This window comes from Mesorhizobium intechi, assembly GCF_002879535.1.
GTDB lineage: Bacteria > Pseudomonadota > Alphaproteobacteria > Rhizobiales > Rhizobiaceae > Mesorhizobium > Mesorhizobium intechi.
The window spans coordinates 1-3,075 of sequence record NZ_PNOT02000255.1 but is presented as its reverse complement, the minus strand read 5'-3'; the positions used below and the strand labels follow the sequence as shown (position 1 = coordinate 3,075).

Here is a 3,075-nt window from a genome sequence, read left to right as displayed (position 1 = left end):
GGATCGGTGGTGCTGTCGCCCGTACCGCACAACAAGACGGTTGCCGGTGTGCCGGCCCGCGTGGTCGGCGAGACCGGGTGCGACCAGCCTTCGCGCCAGATGGACCAGCTGCTGCCGTCGCAGTCGATGGACCAGGTGATAAGCTTCGATATCTGATTTCCGCGCCGGCGCGCCCTCCGGCGCGATTGCGATTTTGTCCGGCGGCGCTGCCGCTTCCGGTGCAATACGGCCGGCTTGCCTTTACATCGCCATTGTCGACGTGCCAGAAGCGCCCTTCAAACCAGCAAGCCCGATGATCGGAGAAGACTGTTGAAGCCGGACGAAATCAGAAAGCTGGACGCCTATTTCAAGCGCGTCTTCCAGAACCCCAAGCTTGAGGTCAAGGCACGGCCTCGCAAGGAAGATTCCGCCGAAGTCTATGTCGGTGACGAATTCCTCGGCATCGTCTTCAAGGATGAGGACGACGGCGACTACAACTTCTCGATGGCGATCCTCGACATCGATCTGGGCTGAGCCCGTATCAAATGGCAGCCGCGCCAGGCGCGGCCTGCCATTGTCTCTCAATGTCCGGCCTTCAGCATTCGCCCGGCCTCCGCGGTCATTGCCGCGTCGAGTGCCTGCCAATCGCCAAGGAATTCCTTGGGAAAACGGTAGGTGAGGCTGAGATCGTCGCCGACCTGGATGTCCCGCTCGCACGGTGCCAGCGATTGACCGGCACTCGGCTCGCTCAAGCAGCGGGCCACGAAAGGGTCCTTTTCCCCGCGCTTGCCGACCACCAGCACCTCGTTCAGATAGCCGGATTTCTCATTAAAACCGTAGACCGTCGTGCCGCCCGGTCCCGGGATGCCGCGCTGGGCGATCAGCGCGCTGTAGATCGGCGTGAACCGGCCGCTCATGTCGCGCGACATAATCTGCTGTTCGAAGGACAGGAAAATGATCTTCCTGTTGGCTTCCGAGTGATTGAAATCGTCACGGGCCGCCTCGCTATAGCCGTCCATCTGGGGATAGCGCAGGTAAAGGTCTAGACGCGAAGCGATGCCGTCACGCCGGGCCTGTTCGAAACGGATGAAATTGGCCGGCACGGAAATCACATTGTTGCCGATCACCACCCGGCGCACCGTCGTGTCGTCGGTATATCCAGCCATGGCGATGCTATGGCCGAACCATTTGCCGCCAAGGCTGATCGCGACCGACAGCAAGGCAAGTGCGGCGAAGGCATGGAACACCCGCTTCATCAGCGTGGAATCGACCACGGTGAGTTCAGGGCCGTCAGCGGTCGCTGCCTGCTTCATCTCAGTCCTCGTCCCAGCCGCCATTCCGATGTCCCTCGGCGGCACACATCGCGCGGCACGGCTCTTGCAGCCTTCCTGAAACGACTGTGCGATTTCATGGTAAATGGAGGGTTAAGATGGCTCAGATGGAACTCTTCCTGTTTGCTTTTGTCGTCGGGCTGACAGTGTGCGGGCTGGCGGGCTCGACGATGGAACTGGTATCGGGCCGCAAGGTCGCTTTCGCTGAGCCCTACGTATCCACCGCGCATGTGCTGCGCTCGCTGGCGGCCACCGCTGGCGCCGGGCCCTTCATGCTGGTCAACGATGCCCTCGATGCCCGCCGCGAGAAGCGCATTTCGACGATGGCGCTGTTGTCATGCGGTTGCACGGCGATTGCCTGGTCACTGGCGCTCGGCATCGTCGTGCTTGCCATTGCCTCATGGACGATCCGTCTCTTAGGGTCCGGCATCTGAGACGATTCGGAGACCGACAATGCCGCTTTATGCGATCGACGGAATGCAGCCCAGCTTCGCGGACGCGGGTTCAAACTGGATCGCGCCCGATGCGACGCTGATCGGCGACGTGCGCGTCGGCCGCAATGCCGGTTTCTGGTTCGGCGTCGTCATTCGCGGAGACAATGAGACGATCACTATCGGCGCCGACACCAATGTGCAGGAACACACGGTCATGCACACCGATCCCGGCTTTCCACTGACCATCGGCGAAGGCTGCACGGTTGGCCACCGGGCCATGCTGCATGGCTGCACGATCGGCGACAACAGCCTGATCGGCATGGGCGCCATCGTGCTGAACGGCGCCAGGATCGGCAAGAATTCACTGGTCGGGGCCGGCGCGCTGGTCACCGAAGGCAAGGAGTTTCCGGACAATTCGCTGATTGTCGGCTCACCGGCCAAGGCGATCAGGGTGCTGGACGACGCGGCCGTCGACAAGCTGCGCGGCTCGGCCGCGCACTACGTCGCCAACGGCAAACGCTTCAAGGCCGGGCTGAAGAAGGTCTGAGGCCAGTTTCGGCCGATCCGTATCGCCGGCGGGTTCATCCCGTGCCGAGTCATTACCCATCAGAGCCGCGCCTTGCTATGGCATCACGCAGCAATGAAGCGCCGGCTTCAAAGCCAGCCTTGTCGGCTTCCTCGACGGCTGTCGTATAGTCATCTATGCGGGTTGCGAGAGTCGGGTCGGCGCCACCTGCCAAAAGCAGGCGGATCGCCTCGACACTACGAATGGCCACCGAATAGTGAAGCGGCGTCCAGTCGTTCACGCCCCGCATGTTGGGATCGGCGCCACCCTCGATCAGCATCCGGAGGATTTCCAGCCGGTCGGCCCGGTCGGTGGATAGCGCGGCAATGATGGCCGGAAACCCGCCGTGATCCTGATAATTCGGATCCGAGCCCGCATACAGCAAGGTCGAGATGAAGCCGATCGGGCTCCAATAGATCGCATATTCCATAGGATGTCCGAGGCCGAGTTCGAACGGCATACGTTCGTCGAACCAACGGGGCGAACCGCCCAGGGCTTTGCCAAGGCCATCGTAGTCACCGGCCTTGAAGGCATCGTCGATCGCCTTGAACAGACGATGACGCTCGCATCGATCTTCCGGGATCTCCAACATCGCCGTGATCCAGAGGACGAAACCAACGGCCTATGATGCCTCGATCCGCCGTCCATGCAAAGGAGCTCTGGATAGTCGGATGCGCCTGCCCAACCCTGATTGGGTTTCGGGCATCGCCAGAAATGGCGGAGCCGGCCCGGGGACGGGGCCGGCTCCTTTGACCCGGTCGTTGGG

5 protein-coding genes and 1 pseudogene are annotated in these 3,075 nt (G+C 61.9%); 4 read left to right on the top strand and 2 right to left on the bottom strand.

Annotated features, from left to right (window positions below):
* Together C1D09_RS22610 and C1D09_RS22605 are read left to right on the top strand one after the other, a co-directional pair.
* Nucleotides 1–156 (top strand): annotated as a pseudogene (locus tag C1D09_RS22610) (serine O-acetyltransferase); the annotation flags it as partial.
* Between the two features lie 153 nt (nucleotides 157–309).
* Complete coding sequence (locus C1D09_RS22605) at nucleotides 310–513, top strand: DUF3126 family protein (RefSeq protein ID WP_019857879.1); 204 nt, start codon at nucleotides 310–312, stop codon at nucleotides 511–513.
* Nucleotides 514–560: 47 nt separating this feature from the next.
* On the opposite strand, the gene C1D09_RS22600 is transcribed toward C1D09_RS22605, so the two are convergent.
* Nucleotides 561–1,292, bottom strand: a complete 732-nt coding sequence (locus tag C1D09_RS22600) for a hypothetical protein (protein ID WP_143976376.1) — start codon at nucleotides 1,290–1,292, stop codon at nucleotides 561–563.
* Between the two features lie 116 nt (nucleotides 1,293–1,408).
* On the opposite strand from C1D09_RS22600, the gene C1D09_RS22595 reads away from it, so the two are divergent.
* Both C1D09_RS22595 and C1D09_RS22590 read left to right on the top strand, forming a co-directional pair.
* Nucleotides 1,409–1,744, top strand: coding sequence for a DUF6949 family protein (locus tag C1D09_RS22595; RefSeq protein WP_143976375.1), 336 nt, complete (start codon nucleotides 1,409–1,411; stop codon nucleotides 1,742–1,744).
* A gap of 19 nt (nucleotides 1,745–1,763) precedes the next feature.
* Nucleotides 1,764–2,291 (top strand): gamma carbonic anhydrase family protein, encoded by a 528-nt coding sequence (locus C1D09_RS22590; RefSeq protein ID WP_143976374.1) that lies wholly within the window; start codon nucleotides 1,764–1,766, stop codon nucleotides 2,289–2,291.
* 52 nt (nucleotides 2,292–2,343) lie between these two features.
* Here C1D09_RS22590 and C1D09_RS22585 read toward each other — a convergent pair whose 3' ends face one another.
* Nucleotides 2,344–2,901, bottom strand: a complete 558-nt coding sequence (locus C1D09_RS22585) for an ankyrin repeat domain-containing protein (RefSeq protein WP_143976373.1) — start codon at nucleotides 2,899–2,901, stop codon at nucleotides 2,344–2,346.
* Nucleotides 2,902–3,075 lie beyond the last annotated feature (174 nt).

Excerpts from the sequence above, each read along its gene's own strand:
- C1D09_RS22595 (WP_143976375.1), top strand. The coding sequence starts at position 1,409 with ATGGCTCAGATGGAACTCTTCCTGTTTGCTTTTGTCGTCGGGCTGACA.
- C1D09_RS22585 (WP_143976373.1), bottom strand. The coding sequence starts at position 2,901 with ATGTTGGAGATCCCGGAAGATCGATGCGAGCGTCATCGTCTGTTCAAG.
- C1D09_RS22600 (WP_143976376.1), bottom strand. The coding sequence starts at position 1,292 with ATGAAGCAGGCAGCGACCGCTGACGGCCCTGAACTCACCGTGGTCGAT.
- C1D09_RS22590 (WP_143976374.1), top strand. The coding sequence starts at position 1,764 with ATGCCGCTTTATGCGATCGACGGAATGCAGCCCAGCTTCGCGGACGCG.